Origin of the sequence: Neisseria sp. DTU_2021_1001991_1_SI_NGA_ILE_055 (genome assembly GCF_032342915.1) — a bacterium.
In the GTDB taxonomy this organism is placed as follows: Bacteria; Pseudomonadota; Gammaproteobacteria; order Burkholderiales; family Neisseriaceae; genus Neisseria.
Genome location: NZ_CP135440.1, coordinates 1,337,833 through 1,361,253 on the forward strand (window position 1 = coordinate 1,337,833; position 23,421 = coordinate 1,361,253).

The window sequence follows — 23,421 nt, forward strand, 5'->3', positions numbered from 1 at the left end:
GACTGCAAAATTGAGCTATTCTAAAGGCCGTCTGAAAAATTTCCAAGTATTTCCGTATTTATTAACCATATTTAGCAGTCTTTACGACTTGTCCGACACATACCGTTCCATGTTCAAAAAAATCCTTTGGCGCATCAGCACCCGCCTGCGCCGTTTGTTTGGCAAAAACGCCCGCACCGTATGGATTTCGCATCCGATATTCCTACAGCACCAGCCGGGGCCCAACCATCCCGACAGGCCAGAACGCATCAGCGCCATTCAAACCGCCTTAAAACAAGAAGGCATTTGGCGTCGCCTGCAAACCGCCGAAGCACCGGAAATCAAAGATGCGCAGCTGGCATTGGTCCACTCGCGCAATTATCTGCACGAGTTGGAAGCCGCCCAGCCGCTCCCCGGTAAAATCCACCGTATCGACGACGATACCGTCATCTGCCACGACTCCCTCCAAGCCGCCCGTTTTGCGGCCGGCGCCGTCGTCAAGGCAGTCGATATGGTGATGAACAAAAAGGCCTGGCATGCCTTCTGCGCCATCCGCCCGCCAGGCCACCATGCCCACAGCAACAGCGCCGGCGGATTTTGCCTGATCAACAATGTTGCCGCCGGCGTGATGCACGCCATTGCCCAATACCGCCTGCAACGCATCGCCGTCATCGATTTCGACGCCCACTTCGGTGACGGTACGGCGGAGATTCTCCAAGACGATCCGCGCGTGATGTTTTTCAACCTGTTTGAAACCGACATCTTCCCCTTCCCTCAGGCGGAACAATACGCCGGAAATAAAAATATGCTGCATACGCCCCTCAAACCGGGCACAGGCAGCCGTATCTTCCGCACAACCATCCGCGAACAATGGCTGCCCAAGCTCACAGCCTTCCGCCCCGAGTTAGTGTTGCTTTCGGCAGGTTTTGACGGGCACAAACAAGACGAAACAGGCCGTCTGAACCTGCATGAAGCCGATTTTGCCTGGCTGACGCACAAAATCGTCCAAGCAACGGCAAGCTGTCAGGGACGCGTCGTTTCCGTACTGGAGGGCGGCTATACCTTGGAGTCCATGTCCAAATCCGCCGCCGCCCACATCCGCGTATTGGCGGGCTTAAGCAAGGCCGATTACGTCGTCGCCTACCAAAAACATTTGAAGCGCGGCAAAAGTAACAATCCTACACCATAACGCATTCAAACCATTGACCCCAGGCCGTCTGAAAACAGATTATCCATTTCAGACGGCCTTTTTTTCATTTACAAACTTTAATTTGAGCAAAGACAAACCATTTCCATATTATCAGTAGTAAAATAACAAATATAAAACATATCAATAAAAACACTTCACACGCCACACTGCTTCCCTTTCCCTAATTGACCGTCTTTTTCAGACGGCCTCCACTTTAAAAAAGGAGCGTTACAATGAAAGCAGCACGTTTTTACAACAAAGGCGACATCCGCATCGAAGACATTCCCGAGCCAACCGTCGCTCCGGGTACTGTCGGCATCAATGTTGCTTGGTGCGGTATCTGCGGTACCGACCTGCACGAATTCATGGAAGGCCCGATTTTCATTCCGCCTTGCGGCCACCCACACCCAATCTCCGGCGAGTCTGCGCCAGTCACTATGGGTCACGAGTTCTCCGGCGTGGTTTATGCCGTAGGCGAAGGCGTGGATGACATCAAAGTCGGCCAACACGTTGTTGTCGAGCCCTACATCATCCGCGACGACGTACCGACCGGCGAAGGCAGCAACTACCATCTCTCCAAAGACATGAACTTCATCGGCTTGGGCGGCTGCGGTGGCGGCTTGTCTGAAAAAATTGCCGTTAAACGCCGTTGGGTACACCCTATTTCCGACAAAATCCCATTGGACCAAGCTGCTTTGATTGAGCCTCTGTCTGTCGGCCACCATGCTTATGTACGCAGTGGCGCGAAAGAAGGCGACGTCGCATTGGTCGGCGGCGCAGGCCCAATCGGTTTGCTGTTGGCTGCCGTACTGAAAGCCAAAGGCATCAAAGTCATCATCACCGAATTGAGCAAAGCGCGTAAAGACAAAGCACGCGAAGCCGGTGTGGCCGACTACATCCTCGACCCGTCCGAAGTCGACGTCGTTGAAGAAGTGAAAAAACTGACCAACGGCGAAGGCGTAGATGTCGCATTCGAATGCACCAGCGTGAACAAAGTGCTGGACACCATGGTCGAAGCCTGCCGTCCGACTGCAAAAGTCGTCATCGTATCCATTTGGAGCCACCCCGCTACCATCAACGTCCACAGCGTCGTGATGAAAGAGCTGGACGTGCGCGGCACCATCGCTTACTGCAACGACCACGCCGAAACCATCAAATTGGTTGAAGAAGGCAAAATCAACCTTGAGCCTTTCATTACCCAACGCATCAAACTGGACGAATTGATTTCCGAAGGCTTCGAACGCTTGATCCACAACAACGAATCCGCAGTAAAAATCATTGTCAATCCTAATCTTTAATCCTAAGGCTTAAAGAATAAACAGGCCGTCTGAAACCTTTCAGACGGCCTGTTTACTTGATAATTTCCCGAATGGCCCAATCCTCTGCCAACCATTCACTTATCAAGAGCAAAATCTCATGAATCCAAAATACGCCCCACTCTTTCAAACATACACCCTCAATAACGGCGTAACCATCAAAAACCGCCTTGCCGTCGCCCCCATGACCCATTTCGGCTCACAAGCCGACGGTTCAATCAGCGACCAAGAGCGCACCTTCCTCAGCAACCGCGCAGGCGATATGGGCATGTTTATCACTGCCGCCACTTTGGTTCAAAAAGACGGCAAAGCCTTTCACGGCCAACCTGAAGCCACAGGCGAACACTGCCTCGACAGTCTGAAAGAAACCGCACAAATCCTGCAACAGCAAGGCGCAAAAGCGATTTTGCAAATCCATCACGGCGGTTCCAAAGCTATTGATGAACTTTTGGACGGTCTCGACAAAATCAGCGCTTCCGCCAGCGAAGCCGAACACGCACGCGAAGCGACCGCAGAAGAAGTCGAAGCACTCATCGCCTCTTATGCGCAAGCCGCCGATTTGGCGCTTCGTGCCGGTTTTGACGGCGTGGAAATCCACGGCGCGAACGGCTACTTAATCCAACAGTTTTACTCAGCCCAAAGCAACCGCCGCAACGACCAATGGGGCGGCAGCTTGGAAAACAGAATGCGCTTCCCGCTGGCCGTTGTCGATGCCGTGGTTGCCGTCCGCGAAAAACACCAGCGCAACGACTTCATTATCGGCTACCGCTTCTCCCCCGAAGAACCAGGCGACGACGGCTTAACCATGACCGAAACCGGCGCACTGATTGACTCATTGGTACAAAAACCGCTGCAATATCTGCACGTTTCCCTGTGGGAATTTGATAAAAAAATCCGTCGCGGCGGCGATACCGCCCAAACCCGTATGCAGTTTATCCACGAACGCATCAACGGCAAACTGCCGCTTATCGGCGTGGGCAACCTGTTTACCGCCGACCAAATTTTGGCCGCCTATGAAACCGGCTGGGCAGAATTTATCGCATTGGGCAAAACCGTGATGATTAATCCGCACATCGCCACGCAAATCCGCGAAGGCCGCGAAGCTGAAATCGGAACGCAACTCGACCCGACGCGCGCCGACCATTACGGCCTCCCCGACACCTTGTGGGGATTTGCCTCCAGCGGTACGCAATCATGGCTGCCGCCGGTAAAAGGCGCGGAATGGAAACCGATGGATATTTAATCATCGATTCATAACCAAAGGCCGTCTGAAACTTTTCAGACGGCCTTTGGTTTGGTGCAAACATTGAATTATCAAGCATTTTTTTGTACAATTCCGCATCTTTCAATCTATTGCAGGGCGTGTCGCACACGCCCTTATTTTAGCCTGTTTTCCAACACCCATATCCTTCAGGCCGTCTGAAAAAGCGGCCTGAAACTTTTTGCAAAGAAAACCATGTCCCAAGAAATCCTCGACCAAGTGCGCCGCCGCCGCACGTTTGCCATCATCTCCCACCCTGACGCGGGTAAAACCACGCTGACCGAAAAACTGTTGCTGTTTTCAGGTGCGATTCAGAGCGCGGGTACGGTAAAAGGCAAGAAAACCGGCAAATTCGCCACCTCCGACTGGATGGAAATCGAGAAGCAGCGCGGCATTTCCGTGGCATCAAGCGTGATGCAGTTCGACTACAAAGACCACACCGTCAACCTCTTGGACACGCCGGGACACCAAGACTTCTCCGAAGACACCTACCGCGTATTGACTGCCGTGGACAGCGCCTTGATGGTCATCGACGCGGCAAAAGGTGTGGAAGCGCAAACCATCAAACTCTTGAACGTCTGCCGCCTGCGCAATACACCGATTGTCACGTTCATGAACAAATACGACCGCGAAGTGCGCGATTCTTTGGAATTGCTGGACGAAGTGGAAAACATCCTGCAAATCCGCTGCGCGCCCGTCACCTGGCCAATCGGCATGGGCAAAAACTTCAAAGGCGTGTACCACATCCTGAACGATGAAATCTATCTCTTTGAAGCGGGCGGCGAGCGCCTGCCGCACGAGTTCGACATCATCAAAGGCATCGACAATCCTGAATTGGAACAACGCTTTCCGTTGGAAATCCAACAGTTGCGCGACGAAATCGAATTGGTGCAGGCCGCTTCCAACGAGTTCAATCTCGACGAATTTCTCGCCGGCGAACTCACGCCCGTATTCTTCGGCTCTGCGATTAACAACTTCGGTATTCAGGAAATCCTCAATTCATTGATTGAATGGGCGCCCGCGCCGAAACCGCGCGATGCGACCGTACGCATGGTCGAGCCGGACGAGCCGAAGTTTTCCGGATTTATCTTTAAAATCCAAGCCAATATGGACCCGAAACACCGCGACCGCATCGCCTTCTTGCGCGTCTGCTCCGGCAAATTCGAGCGCGGCATGAAGATGAAACACCTGCGCATCAACCGCGAAATCGCCGCCTCCAGCGTGGTAACCTTCATGTCGCACGACCGCGAGTTGGTGGAGGAAGCCTACGCCGGCGACATCATCGGTATCCCGAACCACGGCAACATCCAAATCGGCGACAGCTTCTCCGAAGGCGAACAACTGGCGTTCACCGGCATCCCCTTCTTCGCGCCCGAACTGTTCCGCAGCGTCCGCATCAAAAACCCGCTGAAAATCAAGCAACTGCAAAAAGGTTTGCAACAGCTCGGCGAAGAAGGCGCGGTGCAGGTTTTCAAACCGATGAGCGGCGCAGATTTGATTTTGGGCGCGGTCGGCGTGTTGCAGTTTGAAGTCGTTACCTCGCGCCTCGCTAACGAATACGGCGTAGAAGCCGTGTTCGACAACGCATCCATCTGGTCGGCGCGCTGGGTATCGTGCGAAGACAAGAAAAAGCTGGCGGAGTTTGAAAAAGCCAACGCAGGCAATCTGTCGATAGACGCAGGCGGCAACCTCGCCTACCTTGCGCCTAACCGCGTCAACTTAAATCTGACGCAGGAACGCTGGCCGGACATCGTGTTCCACGAAACGCGCGAGCATTCGGTTAAACTGTAAAATCCAAAGGCCGTCTGAAAGTTTCAGACGGCCTTTTTTCATTCGATATCAACCCAATAAATCCCAAGCAAACTTTCCAATGGTCAGGCACAGCAGCAACATAAACCCGTAACGCAGCAGCTTGGTTCCGCCGCGTATTGCCAAGCGCGCGCCGACCATGCCGCCGCATAAATTCGCTACCGCCAACGGTATCGCCCATGCCCACGCAACATGGCCTTGGGGAATAAAAAACGTCAGCGCGGCAAGATTGGTGGTCGAATTGATGACCTTTGCCGAAGCATTTGCCGCCAGAAAATCGTAGCCGTAAAAGCGGACGAACACGAAAGCCAGCAGGCTGCCCGTTCCCGGCCCGAAAATGCCGTCGTAAAACCCGATTAACGCGCCGAAAAACAAGCCCCATAAAGTTTCGCGGCGCGTCAGCTTTTCAGTGCGCACCGTCTGCCCCAAGTCTTTTTTCAAAAAAGTGTACAGACACATGGCAATCATGATGACCAACATTGCCGGTTTCATGTATTGCACGGGGAAATACACCACCGTTTTCGCGCCCAGATAGGAAGCGGCAAACGCCAACGCCGCGGCAGGCAGCAGCATTTTCCACGGCACGGGGATTCGGCGCAGGTATTGCCCCGTCGCGGTCAACGTTCCGCAACAGGAAGCAAATTTATTGATGCCCATCACCGAAGCCACAGGCGTAGAGTTTGGCAATAGGTTGAACAATCCGGGAATCTGCAACAGCCCGCCGCCGCCAACCGCCGCGTCCATCAGCCCGGCGGCAAAGCCGACCAACACCAGATAATAAAAAAACGAATCTGCAAGCATAATGTCCATCTCTAAAAAGCAAAGCCATTTTGCGCGTGTTTGCCCGACCTGACAACCTACAAGGCTGTCTGAAAACAAAAAGCCGACATCCTGTTTTCAGACGGCCTTTCTTTTTAAATTCAGCCACTCAAATTGCAGCTTGAAAATTTTTCCATTAAAATGCCGCCCCCTGTCTTTCCCAAACACAACATATTATGGAACATTCTACCCCGACCAAACACACGCCCCGCGACCGAATGGGCATCTTCGCGCATTTCATCTTCGCCAGCCGCTGGCTGCAACTGCCGATTTATCTGGGCTTGATTGTCGCCCAAGGCATTTACGCCTACAAATTCCTCAAATCCTTATGGCATTTGGTCACCAATCTCGGCATCATGGATGAAAACACCATCATGATGGCCGTGTTAAACCTGATTGACGTTGTGATGATTGCCAATCTGCTGACCATGGTCATTATCGGCGGCTACGAAACCTTCGTTTCCCGCCTCCACGTTAACGAACACCCCGACCAGCCCGAATGGCTCAGCCATGTTAACGCATCGGTTTTGAAGGTTAAGCTGTCGATGTCCATCATCAGCATTTCCTCCATCCATCTGCTGCAAACCTTCCTCAACGCCGCCAACCTGACCGAAAAACAAATCATGTGGCAGTGCATTACCCACATCTGCTTCCTGATTTCCGCCCTCGCTATGGCGTTAACGGACAAAATCGTGTACGGCACGACACATAAAGCGCATTGATTTCAAAAACAATCAAAAGGCCGTCTGAAATGTTTCAGACGGCCTTTTATTATTTGGCAATGTTTACCGGCTTATTGCTTACGCTTGTCCCACCATGCAAACAAATTGCCCAAAATCGTTCCCGATACAGAGTGCCAAACGCAGGCAACGGCGGCGGCAACGGCAGACTCGGCATTGCCGGGGAAAAATTTAGCGCTCAAGCCGGTAGCAAGTCCGGCATTTTGTACGCCGACTTCGATGGCAAGGGTGCGTTTTTTGGCGGTATTCATGCCGGTTAACGCACCGCTGTAATAGCCGAGGATATAGCCGCCGATGTTGTGTGCGGCGATGGCGAGTATCATGACCAAAGCGGATTCGGCGAAGCGGTGGCCGTGGACGGCCGCAACGCCGCCGACAATACACGCGAATGCGGCAACGGCAACGGCCGGCATAATCGCGCGCACGTCTTCAAACCAGTGTTTTTTGTGCAGCAAAATATTGGCCACCGAACCAATGACAACAGGCAACAGGGTAACGAGCAGCATAAATTTAAACATGCCCCAGCCGTCCATTTCGACAGTTTGTCCGACCAAATAAGTCATCCACAGCGGCGTCATCACAGGCGCGAGGACAGTGGAAACCGTGGTCATGCCGACCGAAAAAGCAACATCGCCTTTAGCCAAAAAACTCATGATATTGGACGAAACGCCGCCCGGGCAGGTACCGACCAAAACCAGACCCAGCGTCAATCCGGGCGAAAGATTGAAGGCTTTGGCAATACCGATGGCGAGCAGGGGCATAATCGTGTATTGGGCGATTGCGCCGATAAAAATATCGAGCGGACGCTGCGCCAGAATTTGATAATCTTCTTTGCCCAAAGTCATGCCCATGCCGAGCATGATGATGCCGAGTACGACGACTTGCGTATCGCCTTTTACCCATGAAAACGTAGCAGGTTCGATAAAGGCGATAATGGAGGCAAGAATGATGATCAGGGCGGTGAAGCGGGTCATTTGCCGACTGACTGCGGTCAGAAAGTTCATGTTTTTACTCCTTTGTATGTTCTTATCATGACAATAATTGCCATAATTTAACAGATATTAACTTATTCATATAACTCTGACAACGAAAATAGAAAAACTGTCATTTCATCAAATTAAACATAAAATATAACGACAATCGTAGCTTATAAGTATCAAGTAGTCTTTGCCGCCAGAAAAATAGTGATGTCTTATGTTTTAAATGCCTCCAATTTAATTTTGCAAAAGACCAAAGCGATACAGGGAAGTTAAATTACAACAACTTGAAAGGAAATAAAAAATGAATTTAAAAGAGCAGGTTGAGTTGTTATTATCTCAGCAGAAACATCCTGAAATAATAAAGAAAAATTTAGATGACCAAAAACTTACCCATGATGTTTTATTATCTTTGGGCGTAAGACCTGATAGTGAATTTTATGAGCTTTATACCAAATATTTTTTAGGATCACTAATTGATAGCTATAGTGAACTTGTTGATCCATGTTCACCTGACAGCTTTGATGGAGCAATCATGGTTCATGAGTATTGGGATATCCCAAAAAATTATATTCTCTTTACAACCGGGGAAGGAGAAGGGGGTTATTTTTACAATACTGAAGATAATAGCGTTTGGGATTGTGGCTTGGGTGAGCAATACTTGCTAGGTACAGATCAGCTAAGGCATTGGAGTAGCTTTTACAAATTTATGGTTTGGTATTTGACGCCCGATGAATCATAATGGCACTTTGAAAGACTATTAAGTCCTGTCCAGCTTTTTCCAAATTCAAAGATATTTGTTAGATTTTCCACTCAATCTACACCTGTTTTAATACAGATTTGGGATTTGCAACAAATTTCAAAAGCAAAACAGTAGCATTAAGGCCGTCTGAAACTTTTCAGACGGCCTTGTTTTATCTGTTCATTATCGATTTATTCGATATTTTGAACCTGTTCGCGCATTTGTTCGATTAAGACTTTCAGTTCAACCGACGCTTGCGTGCATTCGGCGGCGATGGCTTTGCTGCCCAAGGTATTGGCCTCGCGGTTGAGCTCCTGCATCAGGAAATCCAAACGTTTGCCTACGCTGCCCTTGCCTTCGGTAACGATGCGGCGCACTTCGGCGATATGGGTGCGCAAACGGCTGAATTCCTCATCCACATCGGATTTCTGAATGAACAAAGCAAATTCCTGTTGCAAACGGTCATTGTCGATATTGCCGACGGCTTCTGCCAAACGGGCTTTGACTTTGTCTATATGCGCCTGCAGCAGGCTGGGGAACAATTCGTTCAAAGCGTCCACAATCTCTTCCATACCGTCCAGGCGTTGCAGCAGGTGTTCGCCCAGTTTTTTACCTTCACGTTTGCGGGCGGCTGCAAACTCTTTCAACGCGCTGGTCAATAAATCTTTAACGCCTTTGGCCAAAGCTTCGGCATCTTCGCCCTGACCCGCCAAAACACCGGGAAAACGCAAAACATCGGCCACGCTCAATTTGGCAAAATCATGCTCCTTGCGCCAAGTTTTGTTCAAATGCGCCAGTTGGGCAACCAAATCCTGATTGACCTCCAAAGTCTGTCCGCCCGAGGAGGCATCCTGCAGCTGGATACGGCATTCCAATTTACCGCGCGCCACGGCCACGGCAATCTGTTCGCGCAACGCGCCTTCCAAATAGCGCAACTCTTCCGGCATACGGAATTGGACATCCAAATAACGATGGTTGACCGCGCGGATTTCCAAATTAATCCGCTTGCCGCCGCATTCGCCTGCGGCATTGGCAAAGCCGGTCATGCTGTGGATTTGAATATTTCGTCTTGTAGCCATGGTTTTACTCCGTTTCCAAATACGAGTGAAAGTACGGATACTATAACACACCCGACCGACGATTTTCAGACGGCCTTTGCCGCCAAATTCCTCTATAATTCAAGGCAACCTGTTTTTTATTTCCCCAAAGGACCATCATGAGCGACTACACACGCACCGGCCGCGCCGCCGACAGCCTTCGCGACATCAAAATCACCCCAAACTTTCTTCCCCACGCCGACGGTTCCTGCCTTATCGAGTGTGGCAACACCAAAGTAATTTGCACCGCCTCCATCGACGAAAATGTCCCACCGTTCCTGCGCGGTAAAGAACAAGGCTGGGTAACGGCCGAATACGGTATGCTGCCGGCTTCCACCGCCTCCCGTATGCGCCGCGAGGCCGCCGCAGGCAAACAGTCCGGCCGCACACAAGAAATCCAACGCCTGATCGGCCGCTCGCTGCGCGCCGTCGTCGATATGGAAAAACTCGGCGAACGCCAAATCCTGATTGACTGCGACGTCATCCAAGCCGACGGCGGCACGCGTACCGCCTCCATTACCGGCGCCTACGTTGCCCTGCAAATCGCCGTGGACAAACTCCTTTCAGACGGCCTCATCAGCGAAAACCCCATCCGCGAAGCCGTTGCCGCCGTTTCCGCCGGCGTGGTGGGCGGCGTACCGCTTCTGGACTTGGACTATCCCGAAGACTCAGGCTGCGACAGCGACGTCAACATCATCATGACCGCATCCGGCAAAATCATCGAAATCCAAGGTACGGCCGAAGGCGCACCGTTCAGCATCGAAGAATTGGGCAAACTCATTGCCCTCGCGCATAAAGGCATTGCCGAATTGGTCCAACACCAAAAGGCCGCCCTTTTGTCCCGATAAGCAACAAGGCCGTCTGAAAGATTTCAGACGGCCTTTTTTAACCCCGCCCATTTATGCGCATTTACTCAAAAAAGCGCGTCCCATCCTTGAATTTCATGTAAAAAATAGTAATAATAACCCTTTTTCCAGCAAACCAAGCTGCCCGACAAACCCCACAAGAAAGCACGAAACATGGCGTTAATCGTACATAAATACGGCGGCACATCAGTAGGCTCGCCCGAACGCATCAAAAACGTAGCCAAACGTGTCGCCAAAGCCCGCGCCGAAGGACACGACATCGTAGTCGTCGTATCCGCCATGAGCGGCGAAACCAACCGACTGGTCGCCCTGGCGCACGAAATGCAAGAACATCCCGATCCGCGCGAGCTGGACGTCGTCCTTGCCACCGGCGAACAAGTAACCATCGGCCTGCTGGCCATGGCCCTGAAAGACATCGGCGTTGACGCCAAAAGCTACACCGGCTGGCAGGTTGCCCTCAAAACCGACACTTCCCACACCAAAGCCCGCATCGAAAGCATCGATGACGAAAAAATGCGTGCCGACCTCGCCGAGGGCAAAGTCGTTATCGTAGCCGGTTTCCAAGGCATCAGCAGCGAAGGCAATATCTCAACCCTCGGCCGCGGCGGCTCCGATACCTCCGCCGTTGCACTTGCCGCAGCCCTCAAAGCCGACGAATGCCAAATTTATACCGACGTAGACGGCGTTTACACCACCGACCCGCGCGTCGTACCCGAAGCACGCCGCATGGACACGATCACATTCGAAGAAATGATCGAATTGGCCAGCCTCGGTTCAAAAGTTTTACAAATCCGCTCCGTAGAATTCGCCGGAAAATACAAAGTGCGCCTGCGCGTACTCAGCAGCCTGCAAGAAGGCGGCGACGGCACCCTGATTACCTTTGAAGAGGACGACAACATGGAAAGAGCAGCCGTAACCGGTATCGCATTCGACAAAAACCAAGCCCGTATCAACGTACGCGGCGTACCCGACAAACCCGGCGTTGCCTACCAAATCCTCGGCGCAGTTGCCGATGCCAACATCGAAGTCGACATGATCATCCAAAATGTCGGCAGCGAAGGCACAACCGACTTCTCCTTCACCGTACCGCGCAGCGACTACAAACAAACCATCGAAATCCTGCAACAACGCCAAGACAGCATCGGCGCAGCCTACATCGACGGCGACGACACCGTATGCAAAGTCTCCGCAGTCGGCTTGGGCATGCGTTCACACGTCGGCGTAGCCGCCAAAATCTTCCGCACCCTCGCAGAAGAAGGCATCAACATCCAAATGATTTCAACTTCCGAAATCAAAGTATCCGTCCTGATTGACGAAAAATACATGGAACTGGCCACCCGCGTTCTGCATAAAGCATTCGACTTGGGCAACTAATTCCAGCCAATCAAAAGGCCGTCTGAAACTTTATTGTTTCAGACGGCCTTTTTTTATTCCTATCGCATCAACCAACAATATCTTAATAAAAAATCTACTTTAGTTCAAAACAGCATAGCCAACCTTATTACCCTTGTTAATTTCATTATATGTTCAATATTTTACGACCATCCATCTTTGCCGTTTAATTCCAAAAACATACCACTTAACCTAATTTATGAAAAATAAACAAATTTGTAATAAAATAGAACAAAAGTACAAATAATTATCTACACTCATCAATAAAAACAAATTTCCCCGTTTCCCCTAACTTAAGAAGGAATCCTAATATGAACGTATTAAACAAATTCGGTATGCTGATCTTGTCCGCTTCCCTGCTGGCAGCCTGCGGCGACTCCGGCAATAAAGGCAGCAGCGACAAACCGGCAGAACAAGTTGCCCAAAGCGAATCAAGTTCGGCCAACAAATACGAAAAAGCCCTGAGTGAATTCCCGGAAGCAGATCCTAAACTGGCCGAACCTATCGTCATTTCCGATAAAAAATCTCCAGACGGTCTTGCCGAATTGCAAAAATTCATTCACTTCACAACCGGTGAAGAAGCTCAAAAAATTACTCAGCTAGGCCTAGAATTGCAAAACTTGGCTAACCAAAATAAAGAAAAAGAAGCTTTGGAGCAGATGAACAAACTGACTGCCGCACTGGAACAATTCCATCAGAGCGCAGCTGCCCTCGACATCAAAGATCCTGAAATCAAAGCAGTTCTGGATCGTGCATTACAAGTCAGCAGTGCTGCCAACAACATGATGATTTATGCCGGCAAACATGCTTCTGAGCTGACTATCAACGGCAAAGATAAAGATTCGCTCAAATTTGCCAATGATTTCCAAGAAAAATCTCAAAAATTGCAAGAAACCCTGCGTGCAGCCAATCAAGAATTACAAAAAGCAGCCGAAGCTTTAGGTAAAAAATATTCCCAATAAGCCTATTGTTTCCGATAAATAATGGTGGTATCGGCAATATCGATACCACCTTTCCAAACCCTAAGTCAGATTGAATACAATGAACAATCTTAATCCTTCTCTCCCCTGCCCTCACTGCCATGCCCCAATCAAAGGCGGATTAGTTAAAGGATTGGCCGCAGTCAAAGAATGCCCTTCCTGCCATAAAAAAGTCAAATTCAAAAAGCCGCCTGTCGGCGAATATTTCAAAGCTTTGCTGAAACCTTTCGCTATTTTTGTAGTCGTTGTCTGCATCGTAGCGGCAATAATGATCAGCCTGTTTGGTACATTCCCCCCATATATCAGTACGGTATTAGTTATCGGCTTTCTCGTCTACTACATTATCCCGATTCAAAACAAACTTTCATCTTTTGAAAAAGACGAATAAACATATACGTTGCCCATCCAACCCGCTTTTCCGGATGGGCAATGCCTTATCCAGCCCGATAAAAAAATAATGAAACCATCCCCATTCTCTTGCCCGCATTGTTCCAATCCGATTCGAGGTAGTGCATTCAAAGGATTGAAAAGTATTAAAGAATGTCCGACCTGCCACAAAAAAGTCCGCTATAAGCAACCGACTGCAAAAGAAATCTGCCAAGCGACATGGAAAAAGAGCGTTATTTTCCTTGCCCTGCTGACCTTATACCTTGCCTTTCTAATTGCAATATTTCGCGCAGATATTCCTTTTACGTATCTCATCCTTCCTATCATTCTCTATTTGGTTGCAGTCTTCCAGCCTGCCATTATCAAGCTTTCTTCATTTGAGAAAGACGAATAGCCTGCTTTCAGACGGCCATTACCTTCAATGACAAGGTTTGGCCGATACCGATTTTAATCCTTATCCCCGATATTCTATCCAAGGCTTTTATTACATGAAACGTCCAATCCCTGTTACCATCGCCACCGTTCTCTATTTCATCCTAACTGCCCTTACTTGCTTTACCACCGTTGCTCTTGCGATTTATTCGGGCGATGTACTGATAGAGGTTGCAGCCTCGGCATTCCCTTTCCTGCCTTGGTGGCTGTCTATGCCCCTATACTTCATACTCCTTTCCTTGCCGGTATTTATTGCCGTCGGCCTGCTTTCAGGCAACCGTTCTGCCCGTTGGCTGGCTGTTGTGCTGGCGGCCGCTTCGTTGATCATGGTGTATAGCGATATGGCGAGCTATAGTTCTCAACAAATCATTATTCAATCCATACTCCACCCTGTTTTGCTGCTCCTCATCTTCAATCCGGTATCCAACCGCTATTTTGCCAATGCGGTCGCAAAAACCTAATTCTGAACCATCGGATTTTGACTTCAAAAAACTTAAGGCCGTCTGAAACCCTTGCCCTTACGCAAATCTTTTTCAGACGGCCTAAAATAGAATGGCTGGTAGCCCTTCATACAAGCAGTAATGCGTTTCCCTTAGCAGCTTTAAATACCAAACTGTAAGCAAACAAACCCATGAAATCCGTTTTTCCTATTTTCTTTATCCTGCTCAACTTATTCTTTATCCTCTATTTGCCACGCAAACTATCCATATGGGTCCGGTTTGCGCTTTACCTGTCTATCGGTGGGCTGTTTTATTTATGGATGTCCAACAAATCTGCCCTGACCTCCCTATTTGCACACACCCTGTCATTGCAGCCATTCGACGTATTTCATGAGACAATCGGTTTTTCATTATTGGTTACTATCTTCCTCAATCTGTTTGACTTGCTTGCCGTACCTTTGATTGTCCGTTTCCCTAACTTAATCCTCAAAAATCCCCAACACCACCATCAGTCTGTTCAATGGTATCTTGCCAATACTTCCCTTTTCGAACGCTTTTTCCACTATTTCTACGCTTTCTGCTGTTGCCTCATATTTTATGGCATATGGCATGAAGCCTTCCGATAATCAATCTAAAAAACAAAGGGACATCATCAAAATGTCCCTTTGTTTATATTCAGACGGCCTTGAATATCTTCAACACTCAATCCTTTCCTTCTCTCGAAAAATGCTCAATCTCAAATCCGCTCTGACGATAAGCTCGGAAACGGTCTCGGGCTTCGGCCAAATCTTCTAAACTGTTGCCCACAATTTCAAGGATACGGTTTGGAATGGCCGGGGCTTGGCTCCAGAAATCGGCAGACAGGTTTAAAACCGTGCAATCCTGTGGAATATTCGGCAATGCGTTTCCAAACGCAAGCAACACCGGCGTTTCAGACGGCATGGGGTCGGTAGGCAACCAGACTTCATGCGGAATAAAGCTTTCGGGAATTTGCTGCCACAAATCAACGTCTAGTTGCTGCACTGCCGCAGCAGAATCCGACCACACCAAAATCTGCCCGCCATCGCGTATGGCGCGCGCAATCAGGCGGCAGGCAAAGGCAGCCGGTTGGGCGACGTGTGTATAAAAAGTGGCTTTAGGCATGGCGTATTCTTTCGTTTAGGCAATGGATCTGCCGTTTTCAGACGGCCTTTTTGGTTTTCAACAATCTCAAGGCATTGCCCAACACCAGCAGCGAGCTGAAACTCATGCCGAGCGCGGCGATCCACGGGGTCACGTAACCAAACACAGCCAGCGGAACGGCAACCAGATTGTATGCGCTCGCCCAAGTCAGGTTTTGGCGGATGATTTGATGGGTGCGGCGTGCCTGTTCCATCATCACAGGCAAAACGTTCAAATCGTCATTAAGCAAAACCACATCGGCACCGTCTCGCGCCACATCGGCACTCGTGGCCACAGCGGCCGACACGTCGGCTTGGGCAAGGACGGGGGCATCATTGATCCCGTCGCCGATCATCATGACTTTACGTCCTTGTTTTTGCAGATTTTCTACATAGGCCAGCTTGTCTTCCGGCGTGGCTTCGGCACGATAGGCATCCAAACCCAGCTCTTGCGCGACTTGGGCGACGGCAGCTTGACGGTCGCCGCTTAAAAGGTGCAGACGGATACCGTGTTGTTTTAGGTTTTGCAACATTTCAGCGGCGCTGTCTTTGATTTGGTCTTCCAGCAAAAAGGCCGTCTGAAAACCGCTTTGATTACCCAAGAAAATAATGCCGCCTGTGTGGTCGATATGGGCAAATGTTTCAGGCAGATTACCGGCAATTTCCGAAACAAACGCCGCTTTGCCCAAAGCCCAAACTTGGGTTTCGCCATCCAATTCGATTTGCGCGCTGACGCCGTGTCCAATGCGGTTGACCCGTTGCTGCACTTTCACATCAAGCGCGGATACAGGGCCGTCTGAAAGCGTATGGTTTAAAATGGCACGGGCGATGGGGTGTTCGGATTGCTGCTCCAATGCTTGGGCAACGGCAAGGGCTTGGGCTTCGTTCAGACGGCCTGCGGACAACATACGGCTGACGGAAAGCTGCCCTTTGGTCAGCGTACCGGTTTTGTCGAACACGACATCGTCAATTTGGGCAAGCGTTTCCAGGCTTTGTTTACCACTGATGAGAATGCCGTCTTTGGCCAGCGCACCGGTCGAAGCGGCCAGCGCGGTCGGTGTAGCAAGCGACAAGGCACACGGGCAGGTGATGACCAGCAGGGCAACGGTAATCCACAAGGCGGTGTGCGCGTCGGCATACCAAGCCCAGCCGATAAAAACGGGAATAGCAAGCAAAAGTTCGCCAAACACGAAACTAGACGCGTATTTTTCGGCCAACTCGGCGGCACGCGGTTTTTGCGCCAGCGCGCGGTCGAGCAGTTTGACGATATGGGATAGGCGCGTGTTGCCGCCGGTATGGTCGGTGCGGATGATTAAAGGACTGCTGGTGTTGAGCGTGCCGGCGGTTACTTTTTCAGACGGCCTTTTCACGATAGGCAAACTTTCACCGGTCAACATGGCTTCGTTGACTTCGCTCTCGCCGGACAAAACCGTACCGTCCACCGGAATGACTTCGCCGGGCTTCACAACAATCGTATCGCCGATATTGAGGCGGACGACCGCGGCTTCCTCGATGGCTTCGCTTTCCGGATAAGCCGGCAAACGGTGGCAAAATGCCGGAACCAGTTTGACCAACCGCTCCGCCGCATCGCCTGCTTTGCGTCGGGCAATCTGTTCCATAAAACGCCCGCCCAACAGGAAAAACAGCAGCATGGCGATGGATTCGAAATACATGCCCTGCCCTGCGTTGGTGGCCAGGCTGTAAATACCGGCGATAAAGGTCATCACAATGGCAATGGCAATCGGCGTATCCATGCCGACACGGCGGTTTTTCCAGTCGCGCCAGGCGCCGCGGTAAAACGGCAACGCGCTGTAAAACACAACGGGCAACACCATCAAAAAGCCGCCCCAATGCAGGATTTCCAAATAAAGCGGCTCGATGTCGCCGCCGTAAAAATAGGTTGGCAGGGCAAACATCATCGTCTGCATCATGCCCAGACCGGCCACGGCCAATCTGACGATAAACTGCTTGCGCTCTTTCTGCGCCTGCGCTTCGATTTTTTGCGCATCATAAGGCGCAGCGGTATAACCGGTTTGGCGGATTTTCAGCAAAATATCCGACAATTCGATGTGGGCGCTGTCCCACACCACGCGGCAGCGGTGTGTGCTGTAATTCAAATCCACACGCACCACGCCCTTCATGCGCAACAACTGCTGCTCAATCAGCCACACACACGCGGCGCAGGTAATGCCGCCCAGCATCAATACCGCCTCGCGTTCATCCCCAACGCCTACCTCGACAAAGTCCGCCTGCACTTCGGGCAAATCGTACAGCTTTAATTGCGACAACACTTCCGGCGGCGGCAATTCGGATTTTTCCGCGTCGGCGGTACGCCGTTTGTAATAATTGCCCAAACCGGCATCAATAATACTCTGCGCCACCGCTTGGCAGCCGGCGCAGCAGGTTTCATGTTCTTCGTCTTCAAAACGAACCGTCAGATGCAGATGCTCGGGGACTTCAAGTCCGCAATGGAAACAGTTTTTTTGGGGATGTGTGGGAGATGTCATCATGTGTTCGATTTATTTTTCAGACGGCCTGAAACAACCGTCCTAGGGTGTTACATTTTAGCAAAAAGCGTTTTTCCGCCTCTTTTCATTCAATTTTGAATTAACAGGCTGTCGGATTTTGTAAAAAATATGGAAAACAAAGTATTGACCGTTCATCAAACGATGAACGGTAATATATAAATACCGTTTATCTTTAAAAACTTCCGATTATTTTAATGTAAAAATGGAACTTTTTTAAAAATCCCGATACATTCTTTGTTGACCTCAATCCATTTAAGCAGCATACTTTAGGCATTCCGCGAAGACGGAAATCAAAAAACACACATTTACTTATAAAACTAACTTATTGGGAAACCTCACCATGATTGATCGCCTTATGCCTATTTTTGCCGTTATCGGCATTTTGTCCAGCACCGTATACCTGAGCCTCGCCGCTTGGATGCTTTACGAAAGCGTGTTCAAAAAGAAAAGCCCTCTGTCGGCATAATCCTCAGATTTAGAATTTTACGGTAAGGCCGTCTGAAGATTCAGACGGCCTTGTTTCATTCCATACTATCAAGCACTTGGCTGTACGGCCAATTCAATCATTGCTTCGCGCAAACCGTCCAGGCCCAAACTTTCGGCAACGGAAACATTCACACCGACGGCATGCCCTGAGTTGTCGCGCAAAATGCCTGCTTCACGCATACCCGACGGCAGCAAATCGATTTTGTTGTACACCACCAATTGCGGAATTTCATGCGCGCCGATTTCTTCTAAGACGTCGTTGACATCGTCCACCTGCCGTTCAAAATCGGGATTGGACGCATCAACGACGTGCAGCAGCACATCCGCCATCGCCGTCTCTTCCAAAGTAGCGGAAAACGCTGACACCAGCTTGTGCGGCAAATCGCGGACGAAGCCGACGGTATCGGTCAAAATCACGCTCGCCTCGTGCGACAGGAACAGCCGGCGCGCAGTGGTATCCAAAGTGGCGAACAACTGGTCTTTCGCCAATACGTCCGCTTTAGTCAAACGGTTGAACAGACTGGATTTTCCGGCATTGGTATAGCCGACAATGGCAAAGGTTTTCAGACGGCCGCTCATACGCGATTTGCGGCGCGTGGCACGTTGTTTGCGGACATCGGCAAGCTGTTTTTTCAATGCCGTGATTTTTTGCCCGATTAAACGGCGGTCGGTTTCCAGCTGGGTTTCGCCCGGCCCTTTCAAGCCGATGCCGCCCTTCTGACTTTGCAAATGTCCATAACCGCGCACCAGCCGTCCGCTCAAATGGTTCAACTGAGCCAACTCCACCTGCAACTTACCTTCCTGCGACTGGGCGCGTTTGGCAAAAATCGCCAAAATCAAACCCACTCTGTCGAGGACGCGGCATTGAAGCTCTTTTTCCAGATTACGCTCTTGTGTCGGCGTGAGTTCGTGGTTGAACACGACCAACCCGACATCATGCTGCTTGACCGCTGCCGCCAATTCTTCCGCCTTGCCCGTACCGACAAACAAAGCCGGATGCGGTTTATCGCGACGCGAAGTTTCGATAGAAACCAAATCGCCGCCGGCCGCGCCCACCAATTCTGCCGCTTCGGTCAAGGCCGTCTGAAAGCCGCGCTCGCGCGTTTCGTTTGCGCCGGAATAGTCCGCCGTCAGCATCACGCCGACCAAGAGGACGCGTTCGGGCTTTTCCAAAGATTTATCGACGGAAAACAGATTGCGCTTGCTCAAAAAATTTCCTTTCAGACGGCCTGACAGCTGGGTCAAAGTCCTGATTAACGGTTTTTCAAAATATCGGCAAAATATTCGGTTACTTCCGCCAAACGTCCGCCCTGCGCGGCATAAGGCTGCATGACGGCCACCAACTGCTCCAACACTTCACGCGTTTCGGTTTGCGCGTATTCGCGGTAGAGCCACATATTTTGCATGGTCACTGTGGTCAATGCCTCGCGTACATTCAGCAAGAGCAAGTGTCGGCAAGACTCATAGCCTTGGCGCAAATCGCCGGCCGCATAGGCGGTAACCGACAATTCATAATCGATGTCCAACTGATAAACATTGCTTTGGACAAAAAGAATATCGTCGTTCGGAAACGGAATGCGTTTCGCCATCAGGCCGATTGCATGGGAAATGCGATATTTTCCCTCCTGACGCAGCATGGTTTGCGCAAGATAGAGACACTCGGCACGGCGCGGGTTGTAATCGTAGCCTGCCAACCAAGTCGCCAAAGCTTCATCGCGTTTGCCCATTAATTTGTAGCACTCGCCCAGCTGTTGGTAAGAAACCGACACTTCCTCGATCCAACCGCCCAACTCGATGCGTTTTTTAAACCATTCGCTTGCACGCTCGGGCATATCGGAGTCCCAATAAGAACGCGCCGCATAAAAGGCGTAACGCGGTTTCAGGTCTTCATCTTCGGGACTGTAAAACGCTTTTTCCAAAGAAACGGCGTCAAGCAGGTATTTGTTCGCCATGTTGCTGCGCGCGCCGAAACGGCCGCTGAGGACCGTATAGTCGCCATGAAGCGTGGCTTCGCTGGTATCTTGTTTGTCGGTTTCGATAAATTCGTGCAACACGCCGCGCCAGTAGAATGTGCCGTCATTGCGCAACAACAGCGGACGGTAATAAATCACGCTGCCCGTAGCATTTCTCATGCGGAGGCGGTAGCGGTCGGCGGTCAGCTCGGGCAATTCCAATTTGCCTTCAAAGCGGTCGTCCGCATCAAAAATCAACACGTAATCGGTTTTACCTTTTGCGTGTTTCAACGCCTGATTGCGGTTGTATGCAAAATTTTGCCAACCATCATGATGAATCTCGCCCGCGATGCCCTTTGCATCGAAAAAGCGGCGGATCACGCCGACGGTATCATCGGTCGAGCCGGTATCGCTGATGACATAGTAGTCAAGTTTGATGTGGTCGGTGATGTTGGCCAGTGTTTCTTCGATGATTGCCGCTTCGTTTTTGACAATCATATTCAAGCAGATGGTTTGGGACATTTTCAATAGCCGTATTGGTTTGGAAAGGTATTATTTTACTTTAGCATTTTGTTTTTTGCACACAAAATACTCAGGCCGTCTGAAGATTGCCTTTCAGACGGCCTGAAGTTTATTTTGCCTTATCTTTTTTCCTGACGGCGTATCAGATACACCGCCAACAGTGCAAACAAAACCGTCGGCAATGCGCCGGCCAAAAACGGCGGCACGCCGTACAACTGGCTGGTAAAGCCGAAGAGCCGTCCGGCAAAGTGGAACAGCAAACCGAGACAGATACCGCCGAAAAGTTTCAAGCCCATATTGCCGTGGCGCGTGGTTTGAGGGGTAAATGCGAAGGCAACAAGCGCCATCACCCATGCGGCAACGGGATACACCAGCTTGCGCCACCATGCGATGGCATAGACTTGGGTATTTTGGTTGTTTTTTTCCAGATGGTCGATGTAGGTAGTCAATTCGCCGATAGACATTTGGTCGGGCTTGACGAGCAATACGTCCATCAGGTTGCGTTTGACGGAAATCGGCCAGTTTTCCTCTGCGGCAGTAGAAACCTCGACTTTATCTTCGCCCAATATGCTGCGGCGGATATTTTTCAGCTGCCAACTGCCGTCGGGATTCAAAACGGCGGATTCGGCTTCTGCCGCTTGGGTCAGTTCGTTTTTATCGTTGCGCTGCCAAATTTTGATGCCCAAAAGCGTATGGTCGGGCAGCATTTCGCGCACGTTGATGATGCTGTTTTTTTCTTTCAGCCAAAGGCCGGTATTGCCGGTACTGATTTTGCCGTTGATGGCGGCGGCTTTGATGTTTTCGGCTTTTTGGCTCAGCGTGGGTGCAACCCATTCGCCAAGCGCGACGGTGGCAATGGCGAAAATCAAACCGAACTGCGACAGAATCAACAGCAGCTTTTTGGTGCTCATGCCGCTGGCTTTGATAACGGTCAGCTCGCTGCCGGAAGCCAGTTGGCTGAGGGAAATCAGGCCGCCGATCAAAACGGCGAGCGGCATCAGTTCATACGCGCGCGCAGGCATCTGCATTAAAACATACTGCCCCAATTTTGCGCCGTTATAGCTGCCTTTTCCAAGATCGCCGACTTCGTTGATGATTTCAAAAAAGCTGTACAAAGCGAGGAAGGCAAGGAGGGCGTAAACCGCCATAACCGCCATTTGACGGATGATGTAACGTGAAATCAGGTTCATTTTCCGCCTTTCAATGTCAGACTTTTGGCAACCGCCTGCCAGAAGGGTTGGCTAGGCATACTGCGCACGCGCAGCAGGACGACGGCAATCACAAACATGATGATGTGCATGGGCAGCAGTCCGAGCCAAAAATGGATTTTGCCGTCTTCCACGGCGTTGCGCAGGAAGGTCAGCCCGTTTTGGTAAACCAAAAACAAACCGATGGCAATCAAAATATTGTAGGTGTGGCCGCTGCGCGGATTGAAATAGGAAAGTGGCACGGCAAGCAGGCACAGCAACAAAACGCTGACAGTCAAGGAAATACGCCACATCAATTCCGCTTGGTGTTGAGGATTGCTGCTGCCAATCAGTTGGGCGGTCGGAATAGTACGGCGGTGTGAAACAGGGTCGATAAGTTTGGGCGTGGTGCTAATAATCAGGCTGAGGTGTTGGAAAGAAACGCGGTTGTAATCGGCTTTGCCGGGCGTACCGCTGTAACGGTAGCCGTCGCGCAATTCAAGCGTGCGTTTGTTGTCGGTCAGCGAAAAATTGCCCTCTTTGGCAAAAACAATGTTGTCGTTGCCGTTTTTATCCTGCTCGCGCAGGAACAGGTTTTTCATGATGCCGGATTCGGTATCGAAGGTTTCGACAAAATAAACCCTGCCGTTGCGCTTGCCCAAGTTATTGAACTCGCCGGCTTCCACCAAAGACAATTCCTGCTTCTGCTTGAGGATTTCGGCATATTCGCGGCTGCGCAACTCTGCCCACGGCATCACCCAAAGCTGCATGACGGCAATCAAAATGGCAAACGGCACGGCAAACTGCATGACCGGGCGTATCCACTGTTTCAACGCCAATCCGCAGGAGAGCCAAACCGACATTTCGCTGTCGCGCCAGTAGCGGGTCAATACGGTCAACGTACTGATAAATGCAGTCAACACCAGCAAAAGCGGCGTCATGCCGATGACCCAGAAGCCTACCAAGGCCAGCACGGCATCGATGGCGACACGCCCGTCGGCTGCACGGCCAAGCAGGTTGATGGCCTGCGTGGACACCAATACCGCCAAGAGGACGACAAAGATGCCGACGGCGGTAAAGGAAAGTTCTTTAATAAAGTTTCTTTGGTAAATCATAAGATTGAGCGTGGTCTACGGTTTATGGGAAACCCATATTTATTC

The 23,421-nt window shown here is 50.6% G+C and carries 23 protein-coding genes; 14 read left to right on the top strand and 9 right to left on the bottom strand.

The window, feature by feature from the left end:
- The first annotated feature begins 109 nt into the window (after positions 1-109).
- The 4 genes from RRV97_RS06245 to RRV97_RS06260 all read left to right on the top strand — a co-directional run bounded on the left by RRV97_RS06245 (position 110) and on the right by RRV97_RS06260 (position 5,536).
- On the top strand, positions 110-1,168 hold the full coding sequence (locus RRV97_RS06245) for a histone deacetylase family protein (protein ID WP_315612240.1): 1,059 nt from the start codon (positions 110-112) through the stop codon (positions 1,166-1,168).
- A gap of 233 nt (positions 1,169-1,401) precedes the next feature.
- A complete protein-coding gene (locus RRV97_RS06250; RefSeq protein ID WP_003745670.1) occupies positions 1,402-2,466 on the top strand; it encodes a 2,3-butanediol dehydrogenase in 1,065 nt (354 codons plus the stop codon).
- A 118-nt stretch (positions 2,467-2,584) separates the two neighbouring features.
- Positions 2,585-3,727 (top strand): NADH-dependent flavin oxidoreductase, encoded by a 1,143-nt coding sequence (locus RRV97_RS06255; RefSeq protein ID WP_315611035.1) that lies wholly within the window; start codon positions 2,585-2,587, stop codon positions 3,725-3,727.
- Between the two features lie 213 nt (positions 3,728-3,940).
- Positions 3,941-5,536, top strand: coding sequence for a peptide chain release factor 3 (locus tag RRV97_RS06260; RefSeq protein ID WP_049323856.1), 1,596 nt, complete (start codon positions 3,941-3,943; stop codon positions 5,534-5,536).
- A 48-nt stretch (positions 5,537-5,584) separates the two neighbouring features.
- Here the strand turns inward: RRV97_RS06260 and RRV97_RS06265 are convergent, their stop codons facing one another.
- Positions 5,585-6,355 carry a sulfite exporter TauE/SafE family protein gene (locus RRV97_RS06265; protein WP_315611036.1) on the bottom strand — a complete coding sequence of 257 codons (771 nt, stop codon included), beginning with the start codon at positions 6,353-6,355 and terminating at the stop codon, positions 5,585-5,587.
- A gap of 194 nt (positions 6,356-6,549) precedes the next feature.
- On the opposite strand from RRV97_RS06265, the gene RRV97_RS06270 reads away from it, so the two are divergent.
- Positions 6,550-7,095 (top strand): TIGR00645 family protein, encoded by a 546-nt coding sequence (locus RRV97_RS06270; protein ID WP_070823916.1) that lies wholly within the window; start codon positions 6,550-6,552, stop codon positions 7,093-7,095.
- 71 nt (positions 7,096-7,166) lie between these two features.
- Here RRV97_RS06270 and RRV97_RS06275 read toward each other — a convergent pair whose 3' ends face one another.
- Positions 7,167-8,117, bottom strand: a complete 951-nt coding sequence (locus tag RRV97_RS06275; RefSeq protein ID WP_049323853.1) for a bile acid:sodium symporter family protein — start codon at positions 8,115-8,117, stop codon at positions 7,167-7,169.
- 277 nt (positions 8,118-8,394) lie between these two features.
- Here RRV97_RS06275 and RRV97_RS06280 point away from each other — a divergent pair, with 277 nt between their 5' ends.
- On the top strand, positions 8,395-8,832 hold the full coding sequence (locus RRV97_RS06280; RefSeq protein WP_315611037.1) for a hypothetical protein: 438 nt from the start codon (positions 8,395-8,397) through the stop codon (positions 8,830-8,832).
- Positions 8,833-9,023: 191 nt separating this feature from the next.
- On the opposite strand, the gene RRV97_RS06285 is transcribed toward RRV97_RS06280, so the two are convergent.
- Positions 9,024-9,911 (bottom strand): YicC/YloC family endoribonuclease, encoded by an 888-nt coding sequence (locus tag RRV97_RS06285; protein ID WP_315611038.1) that lies wholly within the window; start codon positions 9,909-9,911, stop codon positions 9,024-9,026.
- 137 nt (positions 9,912-10,048) lie between these two features.
- Between RRV97_RS06285 and rph the strand changes: the two genes are divergently transcribed.
- The 7 genes from rph (at position 10,049) to RRV97_RS06320 (ending at position 15,052) form a co-directional block, all read left to right on the top strand.
- The gene (gene rph / locus RRV97_RS06290; protein ID WP_063068012.1) at positions 10,049-10,777 is read left to right on the top strand and encodes a ribonuclease PH; all 729 of its coding nucleotides are present in this window, start codon (positions 10,049-10,051) and stop codon (positions 10,775-10,777) included.
- A gap of 171 nt (positions 10,778-10,948) precedes the next feature.
- Positions 10,949-12,169: an aspartate kinase gene (locus tag RRV97_RS06295; protein ID WP_003745649.1), complete on the top strand. Its 1,221-nt coding sequence runs from the start codon at positions 10,949-10,951 to the stop codon at positions 12,167-12,169.
- Between the two features lie 329 nt (positions 12,170-12,498).
- A complete protein-coding gene (locus tag RRV97_RS06300; protein ID WP_315611039.1) occupies positions 12,499-13,149 on the top strand; it encodes a hypothetical protein in 651 nt (216 codons plus the stop codon).
- A gap of 79 nt (positions 13,150-13,228) precedes the next feature.
- The gene (locus tag RRV97_RS06305; RefSeq protein ID WP_188213775.1) at positions 13,229-13,555 is read left to right on the top strand and encodes a purine permease; all 327 of its coding nucleotides are present in this window, start codon (positions 13,229-13,231) and stop codon (positions 13,553-13,555) included.
- Between the two features lie 69 nt (positions 13,556-13,624).
- On the top strand, positions 13,625-13,948 hold the full coding sequence (locus tag RRV97_RS06310) for a dimethyl sulfoxide reductase (RefSeq protein WP_315611040.1): 324 nt from the start codon (positions 13,625-13,627) through the stop codon (positions 13,946-13,948).
- 94 nt (positions 13,949-14,042) lie between these two features.
- Positions 14,043-14,447 carry a hypothetical protein gene (locus RRV97_RS06315; RefSeq protein ID WP_315611041.1) on the top strand — a complete coding sequence of 135 codons (405 nt, stop codon included), beginning with the start codon at positions 14,043-14,045 and terminating at the stop codon, positions 14,445-14,447.
- Positions 14,448-14,617: 170 nt separating this feature from the next.
- Positions 14,618-15,052: a hypothetical protein gene (locus RRV97_RS06320; RefSeq protein WP_315611042.1), complete on the top strand. Its 435-nt coding sequence runs from the start codon at positions 14,618-14,620 to the stop codon at positions 15,050-15,052.
- Positions 15,053-15,128: 76 nt separating this feature from the next.
- Here RRV97_RS06320 and RRV97_RS06325 read toward each other — a convergent pair whose 3' ends face one another.
- On the bottom strand, positions 15,129-15,569 hold the full coding sequence (locus tag RRV97_RS06325; RefSeq protein WP_070608039.1) for a DNA polymerase III subunit chi: 441 nt from the start codon (positions 15,567-15,569) through the stop codon (positions 15,129-15,131).
- Positions 15,570-15,606: 37 nt separating this feature from the next.
- Positions 15,607-18,093: a heavy metal translocating P-type ATPase gene (locus tag RRV97_RS06330; RefSeq protein WP_315612241.1), complete on the bottom strand. Its 2,487-nt coding sequence runs from the start codon at positions 18,091-18,093 to the stop codon at positions 15,607-15,609.
- Positions 18,094-18,454: 361 nt separating this feature from the next.
- Between RRV97_RS06330 and RRV97_RS06335 the strand changes: the two genes are divergently transcribed.
- Positions 18,455-18,580, top strand: coding sequence for a hypothetical protein (locus tag RRV97_RS06335; RefSeq protein ID WP_003678791.1), 126 nt, complete (start codon positions 18,455-18,457; stop codon positions 18,578-18,580).
- A 68-nt stretch (positions 18,581-18,648) separates the two neighbouring features.
- Here the strand turns inward: RRV97_RS06335 and hflX are convergent, their stop codons facing one another.
- The 4 genes from hflX to lptF all read right to left on the bottom strand — a co-directional run bounded on the left by hflX (position 18,649) and on the right by lptF (position 23,376).
- Positions 18,649-19,809, bottom strand: coding sequence for a GTPase HflX (gene hflX, locus RRV97_RS06340; RefSeq protein ID WP_315611043.1), 1,161 nt, complete (start codon positions 19,807-19,809; stop codon positions 18,649-18,651).
- Positions 19,810-19,853: 44 nt separating this feature from the next.
- On the bottom strand, positions 19,854-21,074 hold the full coding sequence (locus RRV97_RS06345; protein WP_315611044.1) for a glycosyltransferase: 1,221 nt from the start codon (positions 21,072-21,074) through the stop codon (positions 19,854-19,856).
- 119 nt (positions 21,075-21,193) lie between these two features.
- Positions 21,194-22,264 carry an LPS export ABC transporter permease LptG gene (gene lptG, locus RRV97_RS06350; protein ID WP_315611045.1) on the bottom strand — a complete coding sequence of 357 codons (1,071 nt, stop codon included), beginning with the start codon at positions 22,262-22,264 and terminating at the stop codon, positions 21,194-21,196.
- A complete protein-coding gene (lptF, locus tag RRV97_RS06355) occupies positions 22,261-23,376 on the bottom strand; it encodes an LPS export ABC transporter permease LptF (RefSeq protein ID WP_003686055.1) in 1,116 nt (371 codons plus the stop codon). Before lptF ends, lptG begins: the two co-directional genes overlap by 4 nt.
- Between the last annotated feature and the right edge of the window lie 45 nt (positions 23,377-23,421).